The sequence below is a fragment of the Streptomyces sp. NPDC002490 genome, assembly GCF_040296045.1.
Taxonomy (GTDB): Bacteria; Actinomycetota; Actinomycetes; order Streptomycetales; family Streptomycetaceae; genus Streptomyces.
In genome coordinates this window covers 1-5,089 of record NZ_JBEOWM010000109.1, presented here as the reverse complement: position 1 = coordinate 5,089, position 5,089 = coordinate 1, and the positions used below count along the sequence as shown (strand labels likewise).

The window sequence follows — 5,089 nt, the reverse complement described above, 5'->3', positions numbered from 1 at the left end:
AGCACCGTCTTGATCACTCCGGCCACCCCCGCCGCGGCCTGGGTGTGCCCGATGTTCGACTTCAACGACCCCAACCACAACGGCCGCTCCACCGAACGGTCCTGACCGTAGGTCGCCAACAACGCCTCGGCCTCGATGGGATCGCCCAGGGTGGTGCCGGTGCCGTGCGCCTCGACGGCGTCCACGTCCCGGTGGGTCAGGCCCGCGTCGGCGAGGGCCGCGCGGATGACGCGTTGTTGGGAGGGGCCGTTGGGGGCGGTGAGGCCGTTGCTGGCACCGTCCTGGTTGATCGCCGAGCCGCGGAGGACGGCGAGTACCTCACGGCCGTTGCGCCGGGCGTCGGAGAGCCGCTCCAGCAGCAGCATGCCCACGCCCTCGCCCCAGCCGGTGCCGTCCGCCGCCGCCGCGAAGGGCTTGCAACGGCCGTCGCCGGACATCGCGCCCTGCCGGCTGAACTCGACGAACACGGCCGGTAGCGCCATGACGGTGACACCGCCGGCGAGCGCCAGCGAGCAGTCGCCGGCGCGCAGCGCCCGCACCGCGAGGTGCAGGGCCACCAACGAGGCCGAGCAGGCGGTGTCGACCGTGACGGCGGGGCCTTCGAGACCGAGCGCGTAGGACACCCGCCCGGACATCACGCTCATCGAGTTCCCGGTCATCAGGAAGCCCTGCACGGCTTCCGGCGCGGTGGGCCCCAGGGTCGCGTAGCCCTGGTCGATGGCCGCGGCGAACACCCCGGTCCGGCTGCCGCGCAGGGTGAGCGGATCGATGCCGGCCTGCTCGACGGCCTCCCAGGCGGCCGTCAGCAGCAGCCGCTGCTGGGGGTCCATCGCCACCGCCTCGCGCGGCGAGATGCCGAAGAACTCGGGGTCGAAGTCCCCCGCCCCATCGAGGAAGGCGCCCTGTCCGGGGACCTGGCCGTCCGCCGGCCAGGCGGCTTGCCAACCCCGGTCGGCGGGGACCGGGGTGACCGTGTCGCGGCCGGCGAGGAGCAGGTCCCACAGGTCTTCGGGGGTGCGGACGCCGCCGGGCAGGCGGCAGCTCATCGCCACGATCGCGATGGGCTCGTGCGCGTCCGCCTCGGCCTGCTTGAGCTGCTGCCGGGTCTTCTGGAGGTCGATGGTCACCCGGTTGAGGTAGTCACGCAGTTTCTGGTCGCTCACAGGACCCTGCCGTTCTCGTCGAAGGATGCGCGGGCAACGGTGCTCGGTCCCGGGCTCATGTGAGTCCCAACTGCCGGTCGATGTAGTCGAAGACCTCGTCGTCGCTCGCCGCCTCGATCCGGTCGGGCGCCAACTCGTCCGGGCCGTCCCCGGTCGGGGCGGGGTCGGACGGCCGGCGGGTCTGCCAGCGGGACAGCACCTGGTGGAGCCGGGAGGCCAGTTCCTCGCTGACGGCCTGCTCCGGCAGCGCGTCCAGCAGCGTCTCCAGGGAGTCGAGTCCGGCGCGGACCGCGGAGTCGTCGGTGGGGCGGCCGGCGGCGGTGCGGGCCGCGAGGTGACGTGCCAGTGCCTCCGGCGTGGGGTGGTCGAAGACGAGTGCGGGCGACAGTCGCAGCCCGGTCGAGGACGCCAGCCGGTTGCGCAGTTCGACCCCGGTGAGGGAGTCGAAGCCGATCTCCTTGAACGGGCGGGCCGCCCGGATGAGCTCCGGCGAACTGTGGCCGAGCACCGCAGCGGCGCTGCCGCGCACCAGGTCGAGCAGCACCCGGTGCAGTTCGGCCTCCGGGAGGGCGGCGAGTTGCTGCGCCGTGGAGGAGCCCGTCCGCGGCGCGGCGGAGGAGGCGACCGTGCGGGCCGGCCGGACCAGACCGCGCAGCACGGCGGGCACCCGGTCGCCCGCCCGCAGGACGGACGGGGAGATCCTGGCCGCGAGCCGGTACGCGTGCGGGGAGGCCAACGCCGCGTCGAACAGGGCGAGGCCCTCCGCCGTGGTCAGCGCGCCCGCTCCGGCGCCACGGCCGGCCGTGACCCCCGCGGTCATCGTGCTGCGTTCCTCCCACAGCCCCCAACCGATGGACACGCCGGGCAGCCCCTCGGCCCGGCGTTCGACGGCGAGGGCGTCGAGGACCGCGTTGGCGGCGGCGTAGTTGGCCTGCCCGGCCCCGCCGAAGAGGGCGGCGCCCGAGGAGAACAGGACGAAGGCGGCGAGGTCCCGGTCCCGGGTGGCCCGGTGGAGGGCGAGCGCCGCATCCGTCTTGGGCCCGAGGACGCGGTCGAGTCGGTCGGGAGTCAGCCCGGTGACCGTGGCGTCGTCCAGGACTCCGGCCGCATGGACGACCGCGGTCAGCGGATGCGCGTCCGGTACGGTCGCGAGCAGGGCGTCGAGCGCGGCGCGGTCGGTCACGTCGCAGGCGGCGACCGTCACCGCGGCCCCCCGTTCGGTGAGCTCCGCCACCAGCTCCGGCATCCCTGCGGCGGTCTCCCCGCGGCGCCCCGCCAGCAGCAGGTGCCGGACGCCGTGCGCGGCGACCAGGTGCCTGGCCAGGAGCCGTCCCAGGGTGCCGGTGGCGCCGGTGACCAGGACGGTGCCGTCCTCGTCCAGCGGGGCGGGAAGGAGCAGGACGTTCTTGCCGGTGCCCGCGGCCTGGCTGAGCGAGCGCAGCGCCGCCGGAGTGCGTCGCACGTCCCAGCCGGTGACCGGCAGGGGACGCAGCGCGCCCCGTGCGAACAGGTCCAGGACCTCGGCCAGCATCTCGCCGATGCGTTGCGGCCCCGCCTCCATCAGGTCGAACGCCCGGTACCGCACGCCGGGGTGCTGCCGGGCGACCGCCTCCGGATCGCGGACGTCGGTCTTGCCCATTTCCACGAAGCGCCCGCCGTCGGGCAACAACCGGAGGCCGGCGTCGACGAACTCCCGCGCCAGGCTGTCCAGCACGAGGTCGACGCCCCGTCCCGAGGTGGCCGTGAGGAAGCGCTCGGCGAAGCCGGTGTCACGGGTCGAGGCGATGTGCGCGTCGTCCAGGCCGGCCGCGCGCAGGACGTCCCACTTGGGCGGACTGGCCGTCGCGAACACCTGCGCTCCGGCGTGGGCGGCGAGTTGCTGCGCCGCCATGCCCACGCCACCGGCCGCGGCGTGGATCAGTACGGACTCCCCGCGCCGCAGCCCGCCCAGGTCGAAGAGGCCGTAGTAGGCGGTGAGGAACACCACCGGCACGGACGCCGCACGGGCGAAGGACCAGCCGGTGGGGATGCGGGCGACGGTGCGCCGGTCGGCGACGGCCACCGGGCCGAAGGCGCCCGGGAAGATCCCCATCACCCGGTCGCCGGGTGCCAGGTCGTCCACGCCGGGCCCGACCTCGATGACGGTTCCGGCCCCCTCGCTGCCCAAGCCCTGTTGCTCGGGGTCCGGGTCCAGGCCGAGGGTGGCGATGACGTCGTGGAAGTTCAGCCCGGCGGCCCGCACCGCGATCCGCACCTCGCCCTTGGCCAACGGGGCCAGTACCTCGGGTGCGGGAACGGGCGCGACGTCCTCCGGGGAGCCCCGGCCGTCGGTGGCGAGCCGCCACGCCGGCTCGGCGGGCGGTGGGGGCAGCGTTCCGTCCGGCCGTTCGCCGCGGGCGAGTCGGGGCAGGAGCAGTTGCCCGGCCCGTACCGCGAGTTGCGGTTCGCCGCCGGCCAGGGCAGCCGGCAGGACGTCGGCCGATGCGTCCCCCCGGTCCAGGTCGATCAGCACGAAGCGGTCGGGGTGCTCGGTCTGCGCACTGCGCACCAACCCCCACAGGGCGGACTGGGCGAGGTCGACGGGGCGGTCGGTCGGCCGGGTCCGGACCGCGTCCCCGGTGAGCAGGACCAGGGTGGCCTCGGCGAACCGCTCGTCGTCGAGCCACTGCTGGACCAGGGCGAGGCCGGCCCGGGCCGTGGCGCGGACCCGGTCGGAGGGGTCGGCCGAACCGGTGGTCGCCACCCTCGCGACGACCGCACGGGGGAGGGGGGCGCCCGAGCCGAGGGCACTGCCCAGGGCGTCGAGGTCCTCCCAGCGTTCCGCACCGGGGACGGCGTCGCCCAGGGCCGCCCAGGTGGGAACGGAGCCCTCGGCGGGGGCGGTGGCCGGTGTCCAGTCCAGGCGGAACAGCAGGTCGGCGTGGGCGGTGGTGGGGAGCGGCCCGCCGGCGGCCGGCGGCCGCAGGGTCAGGGAGTCCACGGTGAGCACCTGCTGACCGGCCAGGTCGTGAACGGCGAGGGTCACCGTGTCCGCGGCGTCGGCGGTGAGCCGCACGCGCAGGGTGGTGGCGCCGGTCATCCGGCTGGTCACCCCGGCCCAGCTGAACGGCAGTCGGGCCCGGCCGTCCTGCTCGGGTAGGAGCGCGGCGGTCTGGAGGGCCGCGTCCAGCAGTGCGGGATGCAGGGCGCAGCCGGCTGCGTCGGCGTGTTGCGGCTGCGGGAGCACCACGTCGGCGAAGACCTCGCCCCCGCGGAGCCATGCGGATCGAATGCCGCGGAAGGCGGGACCGTAGTGGTAGCCGGCCTCGGCGAAGCGTTGGTACAGGTCGTCCGTGTCCACCGGTTCGGCACCGGCTGGTGGCCAGCTCAGCATGCCGGTTCCGGCTCCGTCCGCGGCGGGCCGGGACGTGAGGGTGCCGGTCGCGTGCTCGGTCCAGGTCTGGTCCGGGTCGTCCCGGCTGCTGCGGGCGAACACGCTCAGCGGTCGGCGACCGTCCTCGTCGAAGGCGCCGACCCGCACCTGCAAGAGGACGGAACCCTCCTCCGGCAGCACCAGCGCGGACCGGAGGGTGAGTTCCTCCACCACGGGGCAGCACGCCTCGGCGGCGGCCCGCAGCGCCAGTTCCAGCAGGGCCGTGCCGGGGAACAGCACGACGCCGGACACCGCGTGGTCGGCGAGCCAGGGATGGGTGTGCAACGACACCTTTCCGCTGAGCAGCAGTTCACCGGAGTCGGCGGCTTCCATCGAGGCGCCGAGCAGCGGGTGGCCGGTGGTGGCGAGGCCCGCGGAGGAGACGTCCCAACTGGTGGTCGGTACGTCGAGCCAGTAGCGCCGGTGTTGGAAGGCGTAGGTGGGCAGTTCGACCCGCCGGCCCCCCGGGAACATCCCCGACCAGTCGACCGGCACCCCCCGCACATACCCCTCA

General features: G+C 74.9%; 2 protein-coding genes. Both read right to left on the bottom strand.

The annotated features are described in order from the left end of the window. A partial coding sequence (locus ABT092_RS30695) for a beta-ketoacyl synthase N-terminal-like domain-containing protein (protein WP_351249760.1) occupies positions 1 to 1,163 on the bottom strand: 1,163 nt, incomplete at its 3' end. A 55-nt stretch (positions 1,164 to 1,218) separates the two neighbouring features. Continuing rightward, on the bottom strand, positions 1,219 to 5,089 hold a 3,871-nt coding region (locus tag ABT092_RS30690; protein ID WP_502968543.1), incomplete at its 5' end, for an SDR family NAD(P)-dependent oxidoreductase.